Genomic DNA, 23,698 nt, shown 5'->3' on the forward strand with positions numbered 1-23,698 from the left:
GAAGCTAACAGTTGTTAGCTTCCTTCTCGTTCATTTTAATTATTTAGTTCGACACTTTAGATTCTTCAATTTTCTCACGAAGAACCATTTGTAAGATACCACCGTGACGGTAGTAGTCAATTTCAACTTCACTATCGAAACGAGCTACTACTTCAAATTGTTTTTCGTTGCCATCTGCATCAGTTGCAACTACTTTTACAAGATCGCGTGGTCTAACTGTTTTGTCAATTTGAATTTCAAATGACTCGTTACCAACAAGACCTAACGTTTCAGCGCTTTCGCCATCTTTAAATTGAAGTGGTAACACACCCATTAACACTAAGTTACTACGGTGAATACGCTCGAAGCTTTCTGCGATTACTGCTTTAATACCTAATAAGTTTGTACCTTTCGCAGCCCAGTCACGAGAACTTCCCATACCGTAATCTTTACCAGCAACAACTAGAAGGCCTGTGCCATCTTCTTTATATTTCATAGCAGCATCATAGATAGATGTTACTTCCCCAGTTGGCCAATATGTTGTATATCCGCCTTCTGTTCCTGGTGCGATTTGGTTTTTAATACGGATGTTCGCGAATGTACCACGCATCATAACTTCATGGTTACCACGACGAGAACCGTAAGAGTTAAAGTCAACTGGTTGTACGCCGTTTTCTAATAAGTAGCGTCCAGCTGGTGTGTGCTTACCAATTGAACCTGCTGGTGAAATATGGTCTGTCGTTACAGAATCTCCAAATTTACCAACAATGCGTAAACCTGATAATGTTTCAACTTCACCTGGTTCTTTAGATAATCCTTCAAAGAATGGTGGGTTTTGAATGTATGTTGAATCATTATCCCAAGTATATAAAGCTTCATTTGAAGTTTGGATTTCATTCCAACGCTCATTGCTGTTAAATACTTGTGCATATTCTTTCTTGAACAATTCAGATGTAACAACACTTTGAACTACATCTTCAATTTCTTTAGCTGATGGCCAAATATCATTGAAGTATACAGCATTGCCATTTGCATCTTTACCAATTTCATCATTTTTCAGGTCAATATCAACAGTACCTGCAAGTGCATATGCCACAACAAGTGGTGGTGATGCTAAATAGTTTGCTTTTACAAGCGGGTGAATACGACCTTCAAAGTTACGGTTACCAGATAAAACAGATGTTACTAATAAATCGTTTGCTGCGATTGCTTCTTCTAATTCCTCTGCTAGTGGACCAGAGTTACCGATACAAGTCGTACAGCCGTAACCAACTGTTTGGAAACCTAATTGATCTAAATATGTTGTTAAACCTGATTTATCTAAGTACTCAGTAACAACTTTAGATCCTGGTGCTAATGATGTTTTTACGTACTCAGGTACTACAAGCCCTTTTTCAATTGCTTTCTTCGCAACTAGACCTGCCCCAATTAATACGTATGGGTTTGATGTATTTGTACAGCTTGTAATTGCAGCGATTGCAATTGCACCTGTTTTCATCGTTACTTCTTTATCTTCTAATGTAACCTTCACTTCTTTATCGAACTCTTGCGCATTAAATCCAAGTCCTTGTGTTCCAACTGGTGCTACAACAGCTTTGTGGAACGCATCTTTCATATCTGAAAGTGGAATTAAATCTTGTGGGCGTTTCGGTCCAGAAAGGTTAGATTCAATTGTATTTAAATCAATTTCAACAAGATCAGTGTAAATTGGATCTTTGCTGCCTGCTGTATAGAATAAGCCGTTCGCTTTACAATATTCTTCAACAACGCGAATTTGTTCTTCATCTCTACCTGTTAAACGTAAGTATTCTAATGAAATATCGTCAATTGGGAAGAATCCACAAGTTGCACCGTATTCTGGTGCCATGTTTGAAATTGTTGCACGGTCAGCTAAAGGCATGCTCTTTAGTCCATCACCGAAGAACTCAACGAATTTACCAACTACACCTTTTTGACGTAATACTTGTGTTACTTTTAATGCAACGTCAGTTGCTGTAGTACCACTTGGAAGTGTACCAGTTAATTTCACACCGATTACTTCAGGTACTGGGAAGTATGAAGGCTGTCCAAGCATTCCTGCTTCTGCTTCAATACCACCAACGCCCCATCCAAGAACGCCGATACCGTTAATCATCGTTGTATGTGAGTCTGTTCCAACTAATGAATCTGGGTATGCAACTAAATCGCCTTCAGCATTTTTCACCGCATGAACAACTGGTGCTAAATATTCAAGGTTTACTTGGTGTACGATACCTGTTGCTGGTGGAACTGCACGATAGTTATCAAATGATTTTTGTGCCCAGCTTAAAAATTTATAACGTTCTTCATTACGTTTAAACTCTAAGTCCATGTTGAATGCAAGCGCATCTGCCGTACCCGCTCTATCAACCTGTACAGAGTGATCAATTACAAGGTCTACAGTAATTTCTGGATTAATTTTATCAGGATCTCCGCCCATGTCTGCCATTGCTTTACGAAGCGAAGCCAAATCTACAACAGCTGGAACACCTGTGAAGTCTTGTAAAATTACACGAGATGGTTTAAATGGAACATCGATATCTTGAACATCTTTCGTTCCCCATTTCGCTAAATTTGTAACATGTTCTTCTGTAATTACGCGTCCGTCTACTTGACGCAGTACAGATTCAAGTAAAACTTTCACGGAATATGGTAATTGAGATACGTTGCCAACCCCTGCGTTTTCAAGCGCTTTCAATTGATAATAATGATACGTTTTTCCATCTACTTCGAAAGTTGCGCGTGATTGAAATGGATTATGTTTGACCATTATGTTTCCCCCCTGTTAAACGTGACTAAGTTGTCTGAATATAAAATGTAGACAAACTTTTCAATACCTTACGATAATATCTTATTACAACTTTCTAAATAAGTAAATAATAAGAAACTTATGGATTATCATAAGTTTTCTTTATATTTCTAAATTTGAATAGTGTTCATGCTCCTTATGAATACTATTACCATAAAGTAAAGTACTCTTTCAGCGCTTTACTTTACGTTCATATATGTTATGAACAACTCATGTTTTATCTATAAAAAACATTATAGAGGTGAGAAAAATGAGTAAACGAAAAGCAAATCATACTATTTCAGGAATGAATGTTGCATCCGCACAAGGACAAGGTGCTGGTTATAACGAAGAGTTTTCAAATGAGGCGTTAACTCCAGCAGAGCGACAAAATAATAAGAAACGTAAAAAGAATCAGTAACAAAAAAACCAAAAGGTATGTCTGCCTTTTGGTTTTTTTCTAATGTTTATAACGTAATAACTCCGAAACCGTTACAAATCGATATCCTTGCTTTTTAAGCTCAGGTAAAATTTTCGATAACGCTGCCACTGTTTGACTACGATCACTTCCTCCATCGTGCAACAGTACAATATCTCCACTTTTAGCATGTTTCACAACATGATTTACAATGGACTCAGTACCTGGATTCGCCCAATCACGAGGGTCTTGATGCCACGACCATAGAACAGTTTGATAACCAGCTTCTTTAGCTGTTTTAAATACAGCATCGTTAATATATCCGCCTGGAGGACGGAACAACAAAGGTTCTTTCACCCATTTTTTAAAGTATTTCTTTCCATCTAAAATATCATTTTTTAATTTTTCATCAGATGAATTACTCGCATACAAATGATTCATCGTATGATTTCCAATTTCATGCCCCTCTTTTAACACTTGCTTTACTAAATATGGATTACGCTGCACACGGAATCCAATCATAAAAAAAGTCGCTTCTGCTTTATATTGACGTAATAAATTTAATATTTGTGGTGTATAAGTTGGATCAGGTCCATCGTCAAATGTAATTGCGATAATTTTTTCATTATTAGGTACTTCCCACGTTACATAGCCAGTTGGTTCTAGTTCTTTTCTAAGCAACATTTTCGCTTCCACTTTTTCCACTTGAAATATATGTACTGCACATAGTAAAGAAAAAACTAATAGAAAAACCTTCTGTTTTAACATAGCGTTCGTTAAAGTAATAAGGTTGTCGAATACGCAACAACCTCTTTTACTTTTCTAGTTGATCTACATTTCGCATAATATTTTGGAGATTATTTTCGTATTGCTCAAGTTGTGGACGTTGTGTTTCCGAAGCTACTTCTAGTGCATTTTGAATTTGTTCATACGCTTCCTGAACCTCTTGGCGTAACTCTTTTAAATCCTGACCGTAGTTCGGATCATTTTTCACGATATTGTTAAATAAATTTTCTGCTTGTGTAACCCCTTGCTGCGCTGCTTGAAAAGCTTGTTGCTTATCTTTATGATATGGCATTATACAATCCCCTTTCCATAATAGTTAGTCCCATTTATCTTTACCCTTTTTTCTAAAAACATTCTCGTATAAATTTACAAACTTCTCTCATTCTAAATAGAAAGAGGAGGTGTCACATACAATGGGAAAAAACAATCGAGAATCGAAAGAAAAAAAAGGACAACCTGAACCATTAAGCGGATCTCATAAAGTAAAAAACCGTAACCATTCACGCCAAAAAAACCATGCGCATCATGATATGTAATAAGAAAATATTCACATACTGTGTATATTCGACATAAAATGTTTATATTTTGCCATTTATTCTTCACCTCTATTTCATTCATGCATAACATGATATGAATTGATATTTTACGGAGGGTGTCTTACATGGGCAAGAAAAAGAAGGATTGTCTTTTTCATGTTGATGGTTTCGAAGAATGGATGGATCAATTTTGTTCTGATTCTTGTAGCAACTTTAGTTTTCCAAATGAAATTCATATTGATCTTTGTGAAACAGAGGAAGAATACATTTTGGAAACAGATGTACCAAATGTGACTGAACAAAATGTACGCATTAAAAAGATGGAGACAGGCCTAAATATATGCATACTTCATAAAAACACTTCTTTACAGCGAACAATCCCTTTACCTACTACTATCATTTATAAGAAGATGCTAGCCTGCTTAGAGAATGGATTTTTAGCCATTCATATTTCCAAAAATGAAGTTGCCGATAAGCATGAAAAGAAGGTTCTTTTTTCAAATTGAGAGTTAATGTAAATAAAAAAATAAGCCCCAGTAACTTGCTGGGGCTTATTTTATTTCACTTGTATTTCTATCTTATAATTTCTATCGTACCTTTTTTTCAATAAGCCTTTTGTAACTAAAAGTACAGGAAATGCTACAGTTGAAAATAGAGCTAGCGCTAAAAATACTACAAACCCATTTTGATACCCGTAATAATCGAGTAGTACTCCCCCAAACCAAGGACCAATTACTCCTCCAATTCCTGAAAACCCCATCGCTCCGAAGTATGTTCCTTTCAGGTTGGAATCAGCGATCTCATCAATAAATACATCTGTCATTGAAAACATTAAAACTTCTCCAAATGTAAAAATAATGGTACAAATAGCTGCTCCTAACATAGATTCTACTAGTCCAAATCCAAATAATCCCCCACTCACAAATAACGTTCCAACCATAATTGATGCTAACGGTGTATATTTTTTACACATTTGAATGACAGGGTATTGAATAACCACTACTACAATTGCATTTAAAGCTAGCATATATGAGAACAACTTTACCCCATCCTGAACTATATGTGCATTAGCAAAATATTGAGATACTGTCGTCGTTAAATGTGAAAAACCACTATTACTCAAAATAATACCGACTAACGCAACTAAAAATACTACATCCTTTCGCAATATACGAATTGCATTTAGCATTGTAACAGGATTTTCTGTATTCATTTTCTTTTTATTAAGTGGATATTTCTTAAATTGCAGTGCTAATATAGCTGTATATAGAATGTAAACTCCAGCGGCTACTAAAAAAGGAATTGTTGATTTTGCACTTCCGAGCTGTAATCCAACAATTGGTCCAATCGCAACCCCAACATTTATTGCACCATATCGTAAGTTATAGACGAGTAACCGATACTCTTGCTTTGTTAAATCTGATAATAACGCTCTTGATGTCGGTTCAAAAAAAGAACGACATAATCCATTCAAAGCGTTTAATAAAAAGAAACTCAAAACATGATCTGCAACTGAAAATCCGATAAATACAAACACCCAAACAATCATGGACCATATTATAATCATCTTCCGACCAAATCGATCCGATAAATTGCCCCCAATAAAACTAGCAAACACTCCAACAAGCGCACTCGTTCCAATAATAGCACCCGTCATTCCAGCTGAAACGTCTTTAACAGTTGTTAAATAAATTGCTAAAAAAGGAATACTCATTGAAGTTGCAAACCTCGCAAATAATGTCCCTATTATAATTGTCATGCCAAGTGGATGAATATTTTGTAACTTCCCCTTCATCTTTAAACCTACTCTCCCTTTTTTTACATAAAAAAAGAAAGCAAAGGATCTGCTTTCTTTTTCCTTTTTATACTTGAGATGTTTGCACCCGAGCCGCTCTCGATATGTCCATATCAATGCCATATGTAAACTGTAATTCTTTACAAATATCTTTAATTAAAATTGCTACGTTATACTTTTCATTAAATTGTAAAACAATACTTTCTACTTCTTCATATGTATACTTATATTCGCCAGTAATTACACTTTTTAAATCAAAGCATTCATTCATACAAAGCTGCACAAGTAATTGATCATACTTCTCTATCACATCTTCTTTTTTCCACAGTAACTCTTTTACATATAACCGATCAAATTTCACGCTTTCTCGATTACACTCCGTTAAAATCCGGGTCATTTCATTTAATTCTCGGTATAATTCAGAAATATTTCTGTTTAAACTAAGCAGTTTATCTACGCCGTTTTCATATAGCATTTCATTCCACCCCCGCATTTTCTTTTTCTTATTATAGCAAGAAAATTCTAAAAATAGTTTCTTTCTTCTGAAATATTAGGAAACTTATTTCAATTGTTTTACAATGAAACGAGTGAATACGAAAGGGGAAAGAAAATTGGAGCAAAAATTATATTACATCGACGCTTATACGAAAGACTTTACTACGAAAATTATAAAGCAAGATTATGATAAAGAAGATAACTTATATGTTGTTTTAAATGAAACGGCATTTTACCCAACAGGCGGTGGACAACCATATGATACTGGCACACTAAATGGTACCTTAGTCACTAATGTTGAAGAAGTAAATGGAGAAATCCGCCACTTCATTGCAGAACAATTAGAAACAGCAGAAGTCGAAGGTAAAATTAATTGGGAGCGCCGTTTTGATCATATGCAGCAACATGCAGCTCAGCACATTTTATCTGCTGCTTTTTGGGATCATTTTAACATACCCACTATCGGATTCCACCTTGGAAAAGAAACGGTGACAATTGATTTAGAAACAGAAAATCTTCCTGCAGAAACGATTGAAAAAGCAGTGCAAATTGCCAACAATATTGTTTTTGAAAACCACCCAATCCGTATTCAGTGGATGAACTTAGAGGAAGCGAAAACGTTACCTCTTCGTAAAGAACCGACTTTAACCGAAAATATACGCGTTGTTATTATCGAAAATTTTGATTATAACGGCTGTGGTGGAACTCATCCGAGACATACAGGTGAAGTAGGTCTTATTCAAGTACTTAATTGGGAGCGTAATAAAGGTGGTATACGATTAACGTTTATCGCTGGCTGGCGCACACTGAAATTAATGGGACAACAGCAACAAATTATGAAAGATGTTTCTAAACAATTAAATAGTAGCGAAACTGATATTCCAGCAAAAGTAGCACAACTTCTTATCTCTCAAAAAGAAAACGAAAAAGCGATACAAACAATGAATGAAAAATTATTATTTGCAGAGGCAAATGAACTATTACAACAGCCTGCAGAAATACATGCTGGATTCCTTATTTCTAAAGTATTTACAAATCGTTCTATGCAAGAAGTTGCCAAACTATCTGCTATCATTATAGAACAACAAGAGCATGCAATTACGTATTTCGTCATTGAAAATGATGACAAACTACAATGCATCCTCGCTTGTGGAAAAACAGTAACGCTCGATATGAATGCTCTTTTAAAAGATGCACTTCCTGCAATTGAAGGAAAAGGTGGCGGAAATAAAAAGAGCGCTCGCGGTGGTGGGAAAGCGATTATGAGCGGTGATGAGTTTTTACATCAGCTTATTTCTTCTTTACAATCTGCAGTGTAAAACATTTCTTAAGGAGATGTCGTCTAGCGAAATTTCAAACTAGGGACATCTCCTTATTTTTTGCTTCATACATGTTAATACGGTAAATGAAATTTCAGGAACGACATTTTGACTTTATCAATCATAACTTACCATATATCGACGATTCGACAAGAAATATCGATTTACCGAAAAAAGCAATATTCAAAGTAGTTTATATTTACAACCCAATATTTTGTTTTAAACCTTGGTAACTTCCTGCATTCAAAAATTTTTCAGATGCAAGTTTAGTAAATTTCTCAGAGAAACCATAACTACTTAATTCTTCTATTCGCACCATTTGTACATCCTGACTTGGATTATGATCAAACTCGTTAGAAGGTAAAGTGATTTCACCTTCAATCCTTTCAAGCAGAAATGTAATATGTAATAAAGACGGGAGAGCATCTGGTTTATCACAAACATACAATAAATTCTTAACCTTAACATCTAATCCCGTTTCTTCTTTCATTTCTCGAATCATCGCTTCTTCTAACGTTTCACCATTCTCTACCCTTCCCCCAGGTAAAGACCAATCCCGATTAGCAACTTTTTGCTTTACTAGCAATACCTTTTCGCTTTCAATTAAAATTCCAGTAACACGAACTTGCATTACATTTTCCATATGTAATCTCCTCTTCCTATTACATTTACAAATTAATCCTTCCACAAAAAGAACGTATGTTTTATAATTAAAGGAAATTATGGAAGAAAGAAGTTGTTACATTCATGCGTCCACCTTTAACAAAGTCTATATCTCTTGAAGATTTCCAAAACTATTATTGGTTGAAAGCTGAACTACAAATATTTTGTCGTGAGTATGATTTACCAGCTAGTGGCTCTAAGATCGAAATAAGCGGTCGTATCTCACATTATTTAACTACAGGTAAAGTATTAAAAAACAGTTCTCATCAAAAGGTGAGTAAAGCTTCCCTATCCAATAAAGATCTTTCCCTGCAAACGATTATCACTGAAAATCATCGATGTAGCGAAGATATACGTGCTTTTTTTAAAGAAAAAATTGGAGAAAACTTCCGCTTTACAGTAGCTCTTCAAAATTTTTTTAAAGAAAATATCGGAAAAACATATGAAGACGCTATAACGTTTTGGTATGAGGAAAACGAACGTAAAAAAGACCCTACGTATAAAACAACTATTGGTACACAGTTTGAATACAATCGTTTTACTCGCGATTTTTTCGAAGATCCAAATAACAAAGGAAAATCAAAAGCTGACGTTATCGCTGCTTGGAACGAAATAAAAGCAAAACCTGGTAGCAATGCTTATGTTCCTCAAAAAGTAGAAGACTAGTTAGCTTGCTAGTCTTCTACTTTTTCAAATAATAAAGCAAGCCCTATCCCGCCCCCTATTCCTAATGTCGCGATTCCATACTTCATATGCTCTCTTTGCGCTTGATAAAACAAACGTGTCACAAGCATAGCCCCAGATGCACCATACGGATGACCGAGTGCAATTGCACCACCATTCACATTGAGCCTCTCATATGGAATTTGTAATTCTTTTGCACAAGCAACAATTTTTGAAGCGAACGCTTCATTCATCTCAATACAATCAATATCTTCTATTGCTAAATTTATTTCTCTAAGTAGTTTTTGCACGGCAAATATCGGACCAGTTCCCGGGAGGTTTGGATCCACTCCAACTACAGCACTGCGAACGAAACGAAGAACTGGCTTATATCCTAATTTTCGAGCTTGCCCCTCTTCCGTTACAAGTACAGCACACGCCCCATCATTTACACCACACGAATTCCCTGCCGTCACCGTTCCATTTTGTAAAAATGCAGGTTTTGTTCTCTTAATCATTCTTTCATACTGCATTTCTCGCTTTATTACTTCATCTAGTAATCCATTAAGTAACAATACTTCATCTTGTATATATCCATTTTCTAATGCTTGTAGCGTCCGCTTATAACTTAAGCAAGCGTACTCATCTTGCATTTCTTTCGTTATGTTATAACGCTCTGCAACAAATTCAGCCGCTACTCCCATATCAGGATCACCAATTGTTTCAGGTGAAAATCGCGCTCTATTTTGAAAAGGTGACGTACTTGTACTCTCTACTCCCCCGGCAATATAGCACTTACCTGCCCCACCTTGAATGAGATGACACGCGGTACGAATCGCTTCTAAACCAGCACCACATTGCCGATCAATCGTTACACCAGGAATATGATAACTAAGTCCTGCTTCTAAAACAGATAATCTTGCAATATTACCCCCTGGTCCAACAACATTCCCTAATATAACATCGTCTATTTCCCTCTCAATTCCTTTACCTAGAAATGAAAGAAGTGGTGCTACTAATTGCTGAACTTCATAGTCTTTCAATATCCCATTCTTCTTACCAATGGGCGTTCTTTTCGCCTCTACAATAACTGCTCTATTCATGTATCTTCTCCTGATTTCTAACTATACTTTCGGCTGCAATGCGGGCTACTTTCCCGCTATTTGTATAAGGTATTTCATCTACAAAATACCATTCTTTCGGTATTTTAAAAGAGGATAATCTCTGTAAGCAAAAGCTCTTTAATTGTTGCTTCGTAGCACTTCCTTTTACGATAGCGACAGGCTTTTCACCCCAATAACTATCTTTTACACCAACAACAACAATTTCTTCGACAGCTTGATGCGTATATAACACACTTTCTATCTCTTCTGGATAAATATTAATTCCACCAAATAGAATCATATTTTTCTCTCTACCAACTATATATATAAACCCTTCCTCATCTTTATAGCCTACATCATGTACTGTCATCCAGCCCTCTTCAGTTAGCTCTGGAACTAAAACACCATCTAATATGTATCCCATAAAAAACTGATCACTTTTCACATAAACTGTTCCTATCTCACCTAGCTGTACTTCTTCTCCTGCTTCATTACATATTCGAACTTGCACATTATGACAGGGTTTCCCTACTGAATTTGGCTTTTTTTCACTCTCATCATCGACTAATGCTGTTACAAAACTTAGTTCTGATGCACCGTAAAATTCGTATTTTTTTGCATAAGGAAATATACTCTTTATTTTTTCTTTCGCTTCAGCTTCCCATTTTGCTCCTGACGAAATAATTTTCATCTTATTTTCTATTATTCTATTTTCTTTATATAAAGACTCCAGCATTGTTGGTACTGTATACATGACCGAAATATTTTCAGTCTCTAACTTATCCAACACTTGATCTGGAATAAACTTTCTCATAACGTGCACCGTTTGTCCTTCATATAATGCACTTATTGCACCGTATAAGAAAAGAGAGTGAACGAGCGTTCCAGCTATTAAAATAGAATCCTCCTTTCTCATATGAAAGTCATGTACATTACAATCAAAACTATGAACCCACGATTGTTGTGCACGCAAAAATGCTTTTGCTTTTCCAGTCGATCCTGATGTAAATCCCATATAAAAAGGGGCATTTTGTACATTTTCTCCAGGATAATCTGTAGGAAGGTAGTTCTCTATTCTTTGTTTCCATTCATCAATTGCAAGTACTCTTCCTTCTTCATCTGAAATATCATTTAACTTATACCGTTCCGTCACAACCATATCCGGATTACTAATTGCTAGTCTTTCTTTTAGCTCATCCTTTTTCCATTTCACATCTAATGGTACACAAACCCACCCAGCCATAGCAGCACCCGCAAATAGTTGTAAAAACTCCATACGATTTTCTAATACAATTGCTATTGTTTTATTCTTCGATTTTGTTACGCGCAACCAGTTTGCTACTTTACAAACTGATTCAAACCACTCTTTATATGTTAAAGCTCTATCATTTTCCTTTATCGCTATTTTATTCGGTTGTAAAGAGGCATGCTTTTTATATTCTTTTATAATCCCCATTTGAGACGTCCTTTCTTTACAAAATAACAAAAAGAAACACGTAATGAACGTGTTTCTTCTCTTTATCATCCCGCATTTGTATATTTTCCATTCTTTAAAGCGGGCGTAATAATGTGTTTCAATGAACGATGTAATTTTGTCACGAGAATTGCTGCAATAATTGCTTTTATGCAATCCCCTGGTAAAAACACAGCACTCACTTTCATTGTCTCCCATACAGAAACATCCATTAAGAAAGCTTGTACAGTAATGCCAAATACGTAAACTACGAAAATACCACCAATTATATTAATACATAATACTTTTATAATAGAAACTTCACGTAAACGCTCAATTAAATATCCAATTACAAACGCTCCAACGATATAACCAAGTAAATATCCTGCACTTGGTCCAACAAATACACCTGGACCCCCACGTCCACCCGCAAGTAATGGTGCTCCAACTCCAACTATAAGTAAGAAAACGAGCTGACTTAATGCCCCAAGACGTGATCCTAACAGGCCACCTGCAAGCATAACACCAAGTGATTGTAATGTAATCGGAACTGGTGTGATAGAAAGAGCAATTGGAGGTATTAACCCTAACACTCCCATAATAGAACTAAATAAAGCGACGAAAACTAAATTTTTTGTATTCATATTTGCCTCTCCTATTTGTAAACTTAAAATCGTTTTTAGATAACATATTATAGGAGTTATATTATCTTCCTATTTTTCCTTTGTCAACCATAAATTAATATAAGTTTACAAATGACAATTCTGTTATTTCTCTTTATGCAAATGCTCAAGTTCTTTTCGAAGTGCCTGTTTTAAAAACTTTCCAACAGATGTTTTCGGTATTTCTTCCATAAATACAATATCATCTGGTAACCACCACTTCGCAAACTGCGGTTTTAAAAACTCATATATTTCTTCTTTTGTAACCGTACTATTTTTCTTTTGAACAACGCAGGCAACTGGGCGTTCTTGCCACTGCGGATGAGGAATTGCAACGACAGCCGCTTCAAATATAGCATCATGTGCCATTAAAGCATTTTCAAGATCGACTGAAGAAATCCACTCGCCCCCGCTTTTAATAACATCCTTCGTACGATCAACAATTTTCACGCAGCCTTCCTCATCAACTGTAACGACATCGCCAGTATATAACCAACCGTCACGGAATCCTTCGACAGTACGATCATCGTTATAATAGCTTTCAGCGATCCAAGGTGCTCGTAAACATAATTCTCCCATCTCCGTACCATCCCACTTCACTTCACCATTTGTACCGACTACTTTCATCTCTACACCAGGTACAAGATATCCTTGTTTGGAGCGGATTTCTAATTGCTCTTCATATGATAATTCTGTTTCATAACTTTTTAAACGTGCAAGCGTTACGAGTGGACTCGTTTCAGTCATACCATATGCATGTACGAAAGGAACATTATATTTTTGCTCAAATGCTTTAATAACGCTTTTCGGTGCAGCTGCACCACCGCATAATATTCTCGTTATACTAGATAAATCGTAACTATTATTTTCTAACTCTTGTAATACACCGAGCCAAATTGTCGGCACACCTGCTGCTATCGTTACTTTTTCAGCTTGAATCATTTCTAATAAAATTTTTGGCGTAAACATCGGTCCTGGAAGAACTTGTTTTGTTCCAAACCAAGTAGCAGCGAAAGGAAGTCCCCAAGCGTTCACATGGAACATCGGTACAATTGCCATCGCCACATCACTTTCCGATAAAGCAGCTGTATCCGCTAAACCAAGTGCCATACAATGCAATACAGTACTACGATGCGTATATACAACACCTTTTGGGTTTCCTGTAGTCGCTGACGTATAACACATACCAGCAGGTGTATTTTCATCAATATCTTTTACAAATTGGAAATTTGGATCGCCTTCTTCTAATAACTTTTCATAATGATATACAGGTTCTAGCGTAGTATTTGGAAGTTCATCTTTATCAGTCATAATAATGTAGGCTTGTACAGTTGATAATTGTGATTGAATATTTTCAACGAGTGGTACGAGATCTTCATCTATAAGTAGAATGCGATCTTCTGCGTGCTGAATAATGTATGAAATATGTTGAGGAGATAAACGAATATTAATTGTGTGTAAAACGGAAGCAATACCTGGAATAGCAAAATACGCCTCCACATGTCGATGATGATTCCACGCTAACGTTCCTATACGCTCGCCTTCTTTTATTCCTAATTTTTTTAGCGCACTTGAAAATCTTCTCGTCCTTTCCCCTAACTGCTTATACGTTAACGTTGTAACTGTATCATGTGTCCGTGAAACAATTTCTTTCTTCGAAAACAGTTTCTCTGCTCTTTCCATCATAGAACTAATTGTTAGCGGTACATTCATCATCATATTGGTTATATCCCCCTTTAAAACGTTTTCATTTTTCGTTTATTATAGCAGACTTCTACAAATGATTACGACATTTTTCTGTATTTTCTGAATTATTTCTTTGGAAATAATTCAGAACGATAAAAAACATGTTTTGAATACATTGATTCGAAACATGTTTTTTATCTATTATAAACTATCTACCTTTTTTCTTACTTTCTTTTTCAGTTTAAAAATAAAACGATTACTGTATTCCTTATTTTCTACTAAAATTCGATATATCTCCCATACCCCTAACACACGAACAAAAAGATAAACTCCGATAGCAATAAGTACAACACAGTACGGATAATACTGAACTAATTCCCCTGAAGTGATATGCTTTTTCTCAAACAAAAACGGTATCGCGCCTGCTGCAATAAAACAAAATCCAACGATTACTACTGCCGCATATTTCTTCTTAATAGTTGCATATCTTTTTGTCAATTCTTTTAAAAAGTTTTGATCAAATAGTAGTTCTTCTTTTTTCAATACATTGTATCGACTCTCTTCTATCGTTACAGGTGCCATCATTGCTCCAATCCCAAGCACTGCAATGATAATGACAAGGAACGTAGACATTGTTGCATTTTCCTTAAATAGTAAATATGGTATCGTCGATAAAATGAGCAAACTAAATCCTAACGCAATATATTTAGAAATTTTTTGTCCATACACTACATACCCTTCTGCCATTTCCTTACTTACATAATAACCATTTTCTTTTTCATTACTTTGCTCAGCAGTTTCTTTTAATAAATAATCAAGAGATACTTCAAATACATTTCCAATCATTATTAACTTTTCAGTTTCAGGAAAACCTTGACCATTTTCCCATTTACTAACCGCTTGCCTTGTTGTGTTTAATTTTTCAGCTAATGCTTCTTGAGAAAGGCCCTTTTCCTTTCTTAATTTAAAAAGCTTCTCACCAAATCTCATATGTGTGTCCCCCTTTGTTTTCTTAACTAAATTGTATGTAAACATTGCCCTTATCTCTATCTTCCTGCGGTTGCACTTTGTCAACTTACGGTTGCAATTGTGTTATATAGCGGTTTTATATACGATTTAGCTATTTTTCTTCTATGATTATGGCGTTAATAAAACACACCCTCTTAATAACCAATTATAACAATTAAAGGTAATTATTGTTACAAAAATAAAAACTCCCTTATTCATTTAAAGGAGTTTTCAATATGAAATATTCCAAGAGGAGCTGCTTTTTCTTTCTCCTATTGACTCACAATTTCTTCTATATATTTTTATGTGTCATATAACGAACTATATACAGTATATGTTTTCATCTCTTTATCTGAGGCATACTCATATATATGTAAAATATTACTCTTATTAACTTTTCTAATAAAACCACTTCTTAAGAATCATAACGGCTTCTGCTTAAACTTCTCATAATTCCGTACCTTTAGTAAAAGGATATTCCCGCAATCTGTACAAATATAAGCATCCACCGGTGAAGATGTGAACATCGTTTCCTTTTTCCGTATTTGTGCATATCCGACAAACTCACCTTCTCCTATGTTTTTGGAACCACAATTAGAGCATGTCTGCACGGCTTTTTGTTTCATGAGAGCACCACCTTTAATCTGTTTCCACTCCCTTCGACAGCTCACTTCCATTTCCCTTCCAAAAAACCTCTTATTCTCTCACATTTCAACAGGAATCTCAGAACAAAAATCGTATATGTACTATGAAATATATTTATTAACGGAGGAATCTTATGACTACTGTTATGACACTCGATATAGCAACAAAAATTGAAAGCGCAGAAATTGATATGCTCTCTTCTAGATTAGAGGGACTACAAGCAATGAGCGAAAATCCAATGCAAGTGCAAATGAAAAAGTTCGGTAGTGCCACTGCCTTCTCATCACAAGTAATTGCTGGTCCTGCTTTTAATACGGTAAAAGGTCTTACAAATACAGATCAGATAGATGAAATTCTCTCTTATTATCAATCGTTACAAATTCCTTGTCGTTTTGAAATTACACCAGCTCAAGGCACAGCTGAACTCTTTCAATACTTATCTCAAAAAGGTTTTTACCATTCCGGCTTCCATACCGCTTTATATAGTATACCGAAAGAAGATTCATCCCTTCTTCCTTCTAAAATTACAGTACGCAAACTAAAAGAAAATGAGTTTGATATTTTTGCAGATATATATGTACGTGGATTTAACATGCCATCCTTTACAAAAGATGGTGTTCGCCAAAATAACGAAATTCTTTACAATAAACCCGGGTGGCATTTTTTCATAGCCGAAGTCCAAAACACACCAGCCAGTATCGGTGTACTCTATATACATAAAGGTATCGCATCACTAGCTGCTTCTGCTACTTTGCCAGAATTTCAGCGTAAAGGCTGTCATACTGCATTAATTCAAAAACGGATTAAGACAGCTATTGAATCCCATTGTAATTTACTAGTTGGACAAGCAAGGTTCGGTAGCGGCAGTCAAAATAATATGGAACGTGCTCATATGAAAATCGCTTATACAAAATCAATATGGACTGCGAAAGACATATAATTTACTTTCTTTTTCTTTCCATTACGAATGTATACATTTTATGACAATTTCTTTTCTATCCCATTAATCATTTGAATATTCAAACTAAATTTGTTACGCTATTACTAGATACATCATTCAACTTGCAATATGAAAAGAGAATTCTAATCAAACTACAAGGAGGAGAAATGTATGACTAAGCACGAACACGGTTTAAAAGAAAAAGTAGAAGGTGCCATCGATAAGGTAAAGGGCGAAGTAAAAGAAGTTGTCGGGAAAGTAACTGACAATAAAAAATTACAAGCCGAAGGAAAATGGGATAAGGTGAAAGGCACTGCTAAAGATACAGTCGGTAATGTGAAAGAAAAAGTACATGAATATAAGGAACATAAATAACAAAAAACACGTTAGATGCATTTTCATCTAACGTGTTTTTTATTTTACTTTATATATAATGAACCAAATAACATACGATATATTTTTATTTCTCTATACTCTTTGTAAGTGGTTCTTTAAAGACATTTCTATTCCATACAGCAAAAATAATAAGAGAAATAATAAAGAATACAACAAGACATATACCCAGATAATCAAAATTAACTACCTGTATGAGATTCCAAAACGGTCCCTGTAAATTATAGCTTTCAATAAGCAAAGATAGTAGTTGATATCCCCCTATTAAAAAAGCCGTTATAACAGATATTGAGGTAATGAATACATTATATGAATTTCTTATTCGACTATTTTCCATTGCCCACTTATAATTCGTATTCATGAATGTACTATCTAATGTATCCATCAATGACATTCCTGCAGCAAACAAAATAGGAAAAGCAAATATACTGACAAGTGGAATAGATTGACTTGTTGCGGTTACTGTAGAAAGAGCAATTAATCCAATTTCACTCGCTGTATCAAAACCAAGCCCAAATAAAAAACCAATCATATACAATTGCTTCTGACTATCAATAAACGTAAATAAGCGCTGCGTGAAACGGTATATAAACCCTAAGTTTTCTGGCTGTTTGTCCTCGTGACTTCGTAACACTTTAATAAGGTACAACAGATTGGTAAAACCGATAATAATAAGGAATGTACTAGAAACGATTGTACCGATAATACCGCCTATAGTTGAAAAACTCTCCATTCCATGTTTTGCAGTTTTTCCAATTAAAGCAATTAATACAATCATCACAAATACTACTGTAGAGTGTCCTAATGAGAAATAAAATCCTACCCCCTGTGAGTTTTTACCTTTTTCAATTAATTTCCGAACAGTATTATCAATTGCGACAATATGATCACTATCAAACGCATGACGCAATCCTAAAGAATATGCAATAATAGCTATTCCGATTATGCTATTACCTTTATACAGTGCCGGTAATAATAAGAGAATTCCAAGCACATGAAGAAATATAATAATAACAAAAAAGTTAGTTGCCTTTTTCAGTTCACTTTTCCACATAGTTACTAACCCTTTCTACTTTAAATTGAATACTTTTGAAAAAGAAAAGTGCCATAATAAAAACTACAATCGTTATAATAGTCGCTAAAATAATTACAAAATTATTTAACACGTCTGTATGATTTGTAAGTGTTAACAGAGCTGGTACTGTTGCAGTAATCCAGGATTCAACGAAGCAAACAATACCTACATAAATATGAATCTTCTTTTTCAATCCATCTTGTAGGAAAAATAAAAACCAAAGGAATGCCCAAAAGAACCAAATTATTGTACTTTGTAGACTTCCACTCTCATGTAATTGATTCACTATTCCCATAACCGTTGCAATGATAGCAACCCAAAGAGAATAGTAACCTACACCTGCAGAATCAAGTTTTAATATATTCGTAAGACCAACATATAAATAAGTAAAACCAAATAAGAAAATAGTTCCATTAGATAGGATAGTCCACTCATCAGATTGACTTCCTGTAAATAATAAATATAATGGTGTTAAAGTTTGTAATGCCCCTACAAATAAATTAAAGTATCCTACACTTTTGCTATCAATGAGTTTAAAAGCTGCTAGTGAATTCATAAATAGAACTGCACCGACAAACAATAATCCCACATTAGTCATAGTATCCCCTTCTCTTACTTAATATTTTCGATAGGATGTTAATTCTTCATGTAGACAATTCTCTCTAACAAAACGATGACACTGAAAAAATATAGACTCCATATCCTCTGTATTATGACTAAGTATGCGTATGACAAAGCCTTTACATGGTGTAGAAGATATTCCAATTTTCATATTGTTAGTGTTAGAAAGCGATGTTTTCAATGCTGCAATTAAATCATCTGTAATGTTCTCATTAATAACTATGAAAGTACCATAATGGGAATATTGATTTAATATTCCCATTTGATCTAACGACTCTTTGAAAGGGTTTAGCAATAGATGATCGTATACTACAAGTTTATTTTCCATATATATTTTTGTTAACGAATCAAAATATTGGTATGTGAACTTCTCCATATTTGGCGACCAACCAGGCGTAACTGAATCGCATAAAATCAATGTAGAATTATTTTGCATATATATATTTGTTTTTTGCTTATATGCTGCATCCTTGTACATAATTAACGGGTCTGGTAGATATTCCATAACAGCATTCTCACCAATATAAAAATTCAATTCTTGCAAAGCATAACTATTTGGAGTCTTGTAAACTTTCGTTGCCGATTGGCTTGTTATATATATTTTCGCATCTTTACCAACATTTATATTTATAGAATAGAAATCTCCTTTTAAATAGCCTCCACCAGAATTCATAATATAGTAATATGCTCTACCATACTCGTCCAAATATATTGGCTGCGTTACTTTTAAGGCATCTTTATGATAAACCTTAATAGGTACGGTTTTATGTCTCTTTTCCATCACATCAATATTTAAGACACCTGTAGGGGATTTCATTTTTTCAATCCTTCTAACATAATGTTTTGTCGCATCCAATTTATTAATTCTTGTAAACCTTCCTCATCCTTCAAATTTGTAAAAAAGTATGGTTTATTATGTCGGTAATTTTTCGTATCCTGCTCCATAACTCCAAGATCAGCCCCTACATAAGGTGCCAAATCCGTTTTATTAATCACAAATACATCAGATTTGATCATTCCTTGTCCACCTTTACGTGGAATCTTTTCTCCCTGTGCCACATCAATAATATAAATTGAAAAATCCACTAGCTCCGGACTAAATGTGGCAGCTAAATTATCACCCCCACTTTCAATAAAAATAATATCTAAATTATTATGTCTAATCATGAGTTCTTCAATTGCTTCAAAATTCATAGAAGCGTCCTCTCGAATTGCTGTATGCGGGCACCCTCCTGTCTCTACACCAATAATTCTATCTTCTGGTAAAACACCTGTTTTCAATAAAATCTTTGCATCTTCTTTCGTATAAATATCGTTTGTAATTGCTGCAATTTCATAATCTGTATTTAGATGTTTTGTTAACTTTTCAACTAACATTGTTTTCCCAGCACCTACTGGGCCACCGATACCAATTCTAATAGGCTTTATCATTTTATTTTTTCCTCCCTATGACATGAAGACCCTTACATTTACATCTTCATGTTGCATTTGATTTATTTCGAATTCAGGATCATTCAATCCAAAATCCTCTAATGAAAGTATTTGAATTCTATCAATAGATTCACAGATTAATTCATGGCATTCTTGTAATAGTTTTTGACCATCTGTTTGTCCAAGAGGAATGGCTCTCACACCGTTTTGAATTATACTTCCAACACTTGAGTATAAGAAAACTAAGAGCGTTTCTTCTATTGTCATTTTCAATTCAGCACCTAATATTCCGTATACGATACTCGGATGACCTTGTAATTTATTCCCCATAATATTTTCTTTATATATATTTAAATTTACAAATGAGAACAATTCACACAATAATTTAGAAGTACTTTTACTAATCATTCTATTTGCTTTTCTACATTCAAAAGGCATTGTTTGTGCTGTTATTAAATCATCTAAAAATGTAATTTGTTCTCCCTCATTAGTCTTAATTGCTTCGTAAGTATATTTGCAAATTAAGCCGTCCGTGTATGTTAATTGGACTTTTATATATCGATTAACCCATTTGAAAAATTCGGCTTTATTTGTAACTTGTCCCTCTTGAATAAATGTTTCTAATCCAAAAGAGTGACTAAAACTTCCTGTTGGGAAGTTCGAATCACTAATTTGGAGTAGGTTAAGTAGGTTAAATATGTTTGTGTGAAGCATGCTTGAATGGTTTTGGTAATACTCTATTTTCTTTTTGATAAGGAACACCTTCCTTTTTAAGTAAATCTTCTACTAAGTAGTCATTTGCCAAAATCATGCACCCTTCATCGAATTGTGCTGGTAAATGTCTATTTCCTAAGTTATGAGCAATAATTCCCATTTCTTTTATTGATGTTGGAGTAATTACAATCACCTCTTCTGGTAATACTTCAATATATACAATTCGATGTTCATCTTCATATAAAATATCACCGTTCTTTAATGTTTCTCCACTATCTAAAGACACCCCAATTTCAAAACCAGATTCTGAATATAATTTCTGAACCCTCTTCAGTAAAAGCTCACTAGAAATCAATATTTTATCAAGATGCTTTTTTGTATTTGAGAAATCATTCATATTACATACGTTGTTATTAATTTTTTCAATAATCATTTTATCTCCCCCGTTATATCAAAATAAAAAATATCTTTGGGCCATAGGTAGTATATCTACTGCTTCACACGTGATTATTTGTCCATCAACTTTCACTTCATATGTCTGCGGATCTACTTCAATTTTTGGTGTTGCATTATTTAGTTTCATATCTTGCTTCGAAATCTCTCTCGTATTTTTAACAGGTAATACAACTTTATTTAAACCTAATTTTTCTTTAATATTATTCTCATAAGCTACTTTCGATACAAATGTAATCGAACTTGACTGTACTGCTTTTCCATATGCACCAAACATCTTTTTTTCATAATATGGTTGTGGGGTAGGAATCGAAGCATTCTCGTCTCCCATTAATGCCATCACTACCATCCCGTTTTTCAAAACCATATCTGGCTTAACACCGAAAAATTGTGGATCCCATATTACAAGGTCTGCATACTTTCCTACTTCAATAGAGCCAACATATTCTGAAATCCCATGTGTAATAGCTGGATTAATTGTATACTTAGCTATATAACGTTGAATTCTATTATTATCGTTATATTCTTTATCTCCCTCTAAACTACCAATCTGCTTTTTCATTTTATCGGCGGTTTGCCAATTGCGAATAATAACCTCTCCAACCCTTCCCATCGCCTGTGAGTCAGAGCTAATCATGCTGAAAACCCCTAAATCTTGCAAAATATCCTCTGCCGCGATTGTTTCTTTTCGAATCCTTGAATCTGCAAACATTACATCTTCTGGAATATTCGCTTTTAAATGATGACATACCATGAGCATATCTAAATGTTCATCCAGCGTATTTACTGTATATGGCAAGGTCGGGTTCGTTGAAGATGGTAAAATATTATTCAGCGCAGCAATCTTTATAATATCTGGTGCATGCCCACCTCCAGCTCCTTCAGTGTGGTACGTATGAATAACACGATTATCAATAGCTTTTATTGTTTCTTCCACAAAACCACATTCATTTAAAGTATCCGTATGAATAGCGACTTGAATATCATATTTATCAGCAATCTGTAACGAGTGATTAATTGCTGAAGAAGTCGCTCCCCAATCTTCATGAATTTTCAATCCGATAGCTCCTGCAAATATTTGTTCTTCTAAGGCAGGTAAACTAGAGCTATTTCCTTTCCCTAAAAAACCAATATTTATTGAAAAAGCTTCTGCAGCTTCTAACATTTTTCTTAAATTCCAAGATCCAGGTGTTACTGTAGTTGCCTTGCTACCCTCCGCAGGCCCCGTTCCTCCACCGATTAGTGTAGTTATACCTGAAGCTAACGCTGTATCAATTTGTTGTGGGGATATGAAATGCACATGTGTATCAATACCTCCAGCTGTAACGATTTTTCGCTCACCAGAAATTACTTCCGTTGACGTTCCAATGATGATATCAATGTTATCCATAACTGAAGGATTACCACTCTTACCTATTGCTGAAATCTTTCCATCTTTTATACCAATATCCGCTTTATATACTCCTGTATAATCAATAATAATTGCATTGGTAATAACAATATCCACAACCCCCTGTTCTCTTGTAAGTTGTGAATTTTGTCCCATACCATCCCTAATTGATTTTCCACCACCAAAGACAGCTTCATCACCATATACAGTGGCATTTCGATCAACATGTGCGAATAATTGTGTATCTGCTAAACGTATAGAATCTCCTGTAGTTGGACCATATAAATCAGCATATTGTTTACGTGACATCTTAAAACTCATGCTATCTCCCTCTTTTTGTGTAAGATTGAATATCGCCATCCACTTTATTTTTAAATCCATATACTTCTTGTTCCCCTGAATATGGAACTAATTCAATCGTTTTTTCATCTCCAGGCTCAAATCTTACGGCTGTACCTGCTGGAATATTTAAATGTTGTCCAATTGCTACACTACGATTGAATTTTAACGCCTCATTCACTTCATAAAAGTGGTAATGAGATCCAATTTGAATAGGTCTATCTCCCTGATTTAGCACTTTGACTTTCGTTGCTTTTTTATTTTCATTACATACTATGTCTTCTTTCGCAAGGATATATTGCCCTGGAATCATAACATTCACTTC

At 34.8% G+C, this 23,698-nt stretch carries 27 protein-coding genes and 1 pseudogene; 7 read left to right on the plus strand and 21 right to left on the minus strand.

The window, feature by feature from the left end:
* Nucleotides 1-43: 43 nt before the first annotated feature.
* Nucleotides 44-2,767 carry an aconitate hydratase AcnA gene (acnA, locus tag JDS81_RS10825; protein ID WP_000238588.1) on the minus strand — a complete coding sequence of 908 codons (2,724 nt, stop codon included), beginning with the start codon at nucleotides 2,765-2,767 and terminating at the stop codon, nucleotides 44-46.
* A 289-nt stretch (nucleotides 2,768-3,056) separates the two neighbouring features.
* Between acnA and sspO the strand changes: the two genes are divergently transcribed.
* Nucleotides 3,057-3,206, plus strand: a complete 150-nt coding sequence (sspO, locus tag JDS81_RS10830; RefSeq protein WP_000044267.1) for a small acid-soluble spore protein O — start codon at nucleotides 3,057-3,059, stop codon at nucleotides 3,204-3,206.
* Between the two features lie 39 nt (nucleotides 3,207-3,245).
* On the opposite strand, the gene pdaB is transcribed toward sspO, so the two are convergent.
* Both pdaB and JDS81_RS10840 read right to left on the minus strand, forming a co-directional pair.
* Nucleotides 3,246-3,971, minus strand: a complete 726-nt coding sequence (gene pdaB, locus JDS81_RS10835; RefSeq protein ID WP_141499449.1) for a polysaccharide deacetylase family sporulation protein PdaB — start codon at nucleotides 3,969-3,971, stop codon at nucleotides 3,246-3,248.
* Between the two features lie 46 nt (nucleotides 3,972-4,017).
* Complete coding sequence (locus tag JDS81_RS10840; protein WP_097953678.1) at nucleotides 4,018-4,281, minus strand: hypothetical protein; 264 nt, start codon at nucleotides 4,279-4,281, stop codon at nucleotides 4,018-4,020.
* Nucleotides 4,282-4,402: 121 nt separating this feature from the next.
* Between JDS81_RS10840 and JDS81_RS10845 the strand changes: the two genes are divergently transcribed.
* On the plus strand, nucleotides 4,403-4,525 hold the full coding sequence (locus JDS81_RS10845) for a small acid-soluble spore protein P (protein ID WP_000517651.1): 123 nt from the start codon (nucleotides 4,403-4,405) through the stop codon (nucleotides 4,523-4,525).
* A gap of 125 nt (nucleotides 4,526-4,650) precedes the next feature.
* Entirely contained in the window at nucleotides 4,651-5,031 is a 381-nt protein-coding gene (locus JDS81_RS10850) for an Hsp20/alpha crystallin family protein (protein WP_141499448.1), read from the plus strand.
* Between the two features lie 50 nt (nucleotides 5,032-5,081).
* Here JDS81_RS10850 and JDS81_RS10855 read toward each other — a convergent pair whose 3' ends face one another.
* A complete protein-coding gene (locus JDS81_RS10855; protein ID WP_097953680.1) occupies nucleotides 5,082-6,320 on the minus strand; it encodes an MDR family MFS transporter in 1,239 nt (412 codons plus the stop codon).
* A gap of 67 nt (nucleotides 6,321-6,387) precedes the next feature.
* Nucleotides 6,388-6,795: a hypothetical protein gene (locus JDS81_RS10860; protein WP_000965132.1), complete on the minus strand. Its 408-nt coding sequence runs from the start codon at nucleotides 6,793-6,795 to the stop codon at nucleotides 6,388-6,390.
* A 136-nt stretch (nucleotides 6,796-6,931) separates the two neighbouring features.
* Between JDS81_RS10860 and JDS81_RS10865 the strand changes: the two genes are divergently transcribed.
* Nucleotides 6,932-8,134 carry an alanyl-tRNA editing protein gene (locus JDS81_RS10865; protein WP_176521112.1) on the plus strand — a complete coding sequence of 401 codons (1,203 nt, stop codon included), beginning with the start codon at nucleotides 6,932-6,934 and terminating at the stop codon, nucleotides 8,132-8,134.
* 199 nt (nucleotides 8,135-8,333) lie between these two features.
* Here the strand turns inward: JDS81_RS10865 and JDS81_RS10870 are convergent, their stop codons facing one another.
* Nucleotides 8,334-8,777 carry an NUDIX hydrolase gene (locus JDS81_RS10870; protein WP_097953682.1) on the minus strand — a complete coding sequence of 148 codons (444 nt, stop codon included), beginning with the start codon at nucleotides 8,775-8,777 and terminating at the stop codon, nucleotides 8,334-8,336.
* A 104-nt stretch (nucleotides 8,778-8,881) separates the two neighbouring features.
* Between JDS81_RS10870 and JDS81_RS10875 the strand changes: the two genes are divergently transcribed.
* Nucleotides 8,882-9,463 (plus strand): DUF6434 domain-containing protein, encoded by a 582-nt coding sequence (locus JDS81_RS10875; protein WP_097953683.1) that lies wholly within the window; start codon nucleotides 8,882-8,884, stop codon nucleotides 9,461-9,463.
* A gap of 8 nt (nucleotides 9,464-9,471) precedes the next feature.
* Here JDS81_RS10875 and JDS81_RS10880 read toward each other — a convergent pair whose 3' ends face one another.
* The 7 genes and pseudogenes from JDS81_RS10880 to JDS81_RS10905 form a co-directional block, all read right to left on the minus strand.
* Nucleotides 9,472-10,563, minus strand: a complete 1,092-nt coding sequence (locus tag JDS81_RS10880) for an acetyl-CoA C-acyltransferase (RefSeq protein WP_199688513.1) — start codon at nucleotides 10,561-10,563, stop codon at nucleotides 9,472-9,474.
* On the minus strand, nucleotides 10,556-12,019 hold the full coding sequence (locus JDS81_RS10885) for an acyl-CoA synthetase (RefSeq protein WP_097953685.1): 1,464 nt from the start codon (nucleotides 12,017-12,019) through the stop codon (nucleotides 10,556-10,558). Before JDS81_RS10885 ends, JDS81_RS10880 begins: the two co-directional genes overlap by 8 nt.
* A gap of 65 nt (nucleotides 12,020-12,084) precedes the next feature.
* Nucleotides 12,085-12,660, minus strand: coding sequence for a biotin transporter BioY (locus tag JDS81_RS10890; protein ID WP_001093347.1), 576 nt, complete (start codon nucleotides 12,658-12,660; stop codon nucleotides 12,085-12,087).
* A 123-nt stretch (nucleotides 12,661-12,783) separates the two neighbouring features.
* Nucleotides 12,784-14,397 (minus strand): long-chain fatty acid--CoA ligase, encoded by a 1,614-nt coding sequence (locus JDS81_RS10895; RefSeq protein ID WP_097953686.1) that lies wholly within the window; start codon nucleotides 14,395-14,397, stop codon nucleotides 12,784-12,786.
* A 168-nt stretch (nucleotides 14,398-14,565) separates the two neighbouring features.
* Nucleotides 14,566-15,354: a helix-turn-helix domain-containing protein gene (locus JDS81_RS10900; protein ID WP_097953687.1), complete on the minus strand. Its 789-nt coding sequence runs from the start codon at nucleotides 15,352-15,354 to the stop codon at nucleotides 14,566-14,568.
* Nucleotides 15,355-15,647: 293 nt separating this feature from the next.
* A pseudogene (locus JDS81_RS30360) lies at nucleotides 15,648-15,776 on the minus strand (GNAT family N-acetyltransferase); the annotation flags it as partial.
* Between the two features lie 18 nt (nucleotides 15,777-15,794).
* Nucleotides 15,795-15,998 carry a hypothetical protein gene (locus tag JDS81_RS10905; RefSeq protein WP_097953742.1) on the minus strand — a complete coding sequence of 68 codons (204 nt, stop codon included), beginning with the start codon at nucleotides 15,996-15,998 and terminating at the stop codon, nucleotides 15,795-15,797.
* 152 nt (nucleotides 15,999-16,150) lie between these two features.
* On the opposite strand from JDS81_RS10905, the gene JDS81_RS10910 reads away from it, so the two are divergent.
* Both JDS81_RS10910 and JDS81_RS10915 read left to right on the plus strand, forming a co-directional pair.
* Nucleotides 16,151-16,957 carry a GNAT family N-acetyltransferase gene (locus JDS81_RS10910; protein ID WP_097953688.1) on the plus strand — a complete coding sequence of 269 codons (807 nt, stop codon included), beginning with the start codon at nucleotides 16,151-16,153 and terminating at the stop codon, nucleotides 16,955-16,957.
* Nucleotides 16,958-17,128: 171 nt separating this feature from the next.
* The gene (locus tag JDS81_RS10915) at nucleotides 17,129-17,332 is read left to right on the plus strand and encodes a CsbD family protein (RefSeq protein WP_095690377.1); all 204 of its coding nucleotides are present in this window, start codon (nucleotides 17,129-17,131) and stop codon (nucleotides 17,330-17,332) included.
* 85 nt (nucleotides 17,333-17,417) lie between these two features.
* Here JDS81_RS10915 and JDS81_RS10920 read toward each other — a convergent pair whose 3' ends face one another.
* From JDS81_RS10920 to JDS81_RS10955, 8 genes are read right to left on the minus strand one after another with little or no spacing between them, the layout of a single operon-like run.
* The gene (locus JDS81_RS10920) at nucleotides 17,418-18,404 is read right to left on the minus strand and encodes a HoxN/HupN/NixA family nickel/cobalt transporter (protein WP_097953689.1); all 987 of its coding nucleotides are present in this window, start codon (nucleotides 18,402-18,404) and stop codon (nucleotides 17,418-17,420) included.
* Nucleotides 18,391-19,023, minus strand: coding sequence for an AmiS/UreI family transporter (locus tag JDS81_RS10925; protein WP_097953690.1), 633 nt, complete (start codon nucleotides 19,021-19,023; stop codon nucleotides 18,391-18,393). Before JDS81_RS10925 ends, JDS81_RS10920 begins: the two co-directional genes overlap by 14 nt.
* 18 nt (nucleotides 19,024-19,041) lie before the next feature.
* Nucleotides 19,042-19,863, minus strand: a complete 822-nt coding sequence (locus tag JDS81_RS10930) for an urease accessory protein UreD (protein WP_097953691.1) — start codon at nucleotides 19,861-19,863, stop codon at nucleotides 19,042-19,044.
* Nucleotides 19,860-20,477 carry an urease accessory protein UreG gene (gene ureG, locus JDS81_RS10935; RefSeq protein ID WP_097953692.1) on the minus strand — a complete coding sequence of 206 codons (618 nt, stop codon included), beginning with the start codon at nucleotides 20,475-20,477 and terminating at the stop codon, nucleotides 19,860-19,862. The genes JDS81_RS10930 and ureG overlap by 4 nt, the downstream gene beginning before the upstream one ends.
* 15 nt (nucleotides 20,478-20,492) lie before the next feature.
* A complete protein-coding gene (locus tag JDS81_RS10940; protein WP_097953693.1) occupies nucleotides 20,493-21,191 on the minus strand; it encodes an urease accessory protein UreF in 699 nt (232 codons plus the stop codon).
* Nucleotides 21,169-21,624, minus strand: a complete 456-nt coding sequence (locus JDS81_RS10945) for an urease accessory protein UreE (protein WP_097953694.1) — start codon at nucleotides 21,622-21,624, stop codon at nucleotides 21,169-21,171. The genes JDS81_RS10940 and JDS81_RS10945 overlap by 23 nt, the downstream gene beginning before the upstream one ends.
* 18 nt (nucleotides 21,625-21,642) lie before the next feature.
* Nucleotides 21,643-23,355, minus strand: coding sequence for an urease subunit alpha (ureC, locus tag JDS81_RS10950; protein WP_097953695.1), 1,713 nt, complete (start codon nucleotides 23,353-23,355; stop codon nucleotides 21,643-21,645).
* 1 nt (nucleotide 23,356) lies between these two features.
* The gene (locus JDS81_RS10955) at nucleotides 23,357-23,686 is read right to left on the minus strand and encodes an urease subunit beta (protein ID WP_097953696.1); all 330 of its coding nucleotides are present in this window, start codon (nucleotides 23,684-23,686) and stop codon (nucleotides 23,357-23,359) included.
* Nucleotides 23,687-23,698: the final 12 nt, after the last annotated feature.

This window comes from Bacillus cereus group sp. N31 (genome assembly GCF_016483245.1).
Classification (GTDB): domain Bacteria; phylum Bacillota; class Bacilli; order Bacillales; family Bacillaceae_G; genus Bacillus_A; species Bacillus_A toyonensis.